The following is an 801-nucleotide window of genomic DNA, read 5'->3' as shown; positions in this document are numbered from 1 at the left end:
GCCTAAATTCACATCTAAATTCAAACACTCCACGCAAAATTCACAAAAAAATCATTGAAATTTGTTTTAGCTTTTGCGAGGAAATGATAAAATTAGAGGGCGATTCAAAGCATAGCTCTGATTTAAATTTGCATATAAACACAAGTGGATATAAGTATGGGGAAATGATAAGATTAAACATTGAATTTAAATAGCAAAACCTTAACATTCAAGTTGGTATTCGTGGAAGCGGTTATTAAGAATGTATTACATAAGGAGTTGTCATCAAATATATGCAAGGTAAAATGTGAAGATAAGAAAGTAGAAATTAAAATTCAAAGACCTAGCTTTAAAAGTGTAGAAAATGGGTATGTAGATATAAGCAAATTTGACATAAATATTTATAATGCTAGAAAACAAGCACTATATGATGAATTATATAATTTAGCTCAAAGTCGAGGACAAAATAATGAAGAATCACATAAGTTTGCTGAAATAGAATCCCTTTGGATTGTATCAATAGAATTTGCCAAGCCAAGATATAAGCACATTGGAGGACAAGTAGAAACATTATTTAATAGCAACAAAAGAACATATGTAAATATCTGCGCCTTGCGTATAAGTTATGCACTTAATCATAGCACCCACCCCATAAATACTATGGATAAACAAATTTTAAAATTTCCTTCGTCTGTTTTTCTCTTTCTTTTAGCATATTGTTATCTGCTTTTAAAGCAAAATTGTAGCTTTCAAGCTCTTTTATTTTGCAAAAAGAACTTATCAAGGAGAGGATAAAGATATTTATATTTGGGGGTGTTTGAT

General features: G+C 29.7%; 1 protein-coding gene and 1 pseudogene. Both read left to right on the top strand.

The genetic code is table 11. The features are described from left to right. Window positions 1–194: pseudogene (locus DMC01_RS14185) on the top strand (hypothetical protein); the annotation flags it as partial. A gap of 64 nt (window positions 195–258) precedes the next feature. Then, complete coding sequence (locus DMC01_RS12645) at window positions 259–774, top strand: hypothetical protein (RefSeq protein ID WP_142694530.1); 516 nt, start codon at window positions 259–261, stop codon at window positions 772–774. Window positions 775–801: the final 27 nt, after the last annotated feature.

It is taken from the genome of Campylobacter troglodytis (assembly GCF_006864425.1).
Lineage (GTDB): Bacteria > Campylobacterota > Campylobacteria > Campylobacterales > Campylobacteraceae > Campylobacter_D > Campylobacter_D troglodytis.
Note: the sequence above shows the minus strand (reverse complement) of the source record. Positions and strands in the feature narration are given on the sequence as shown.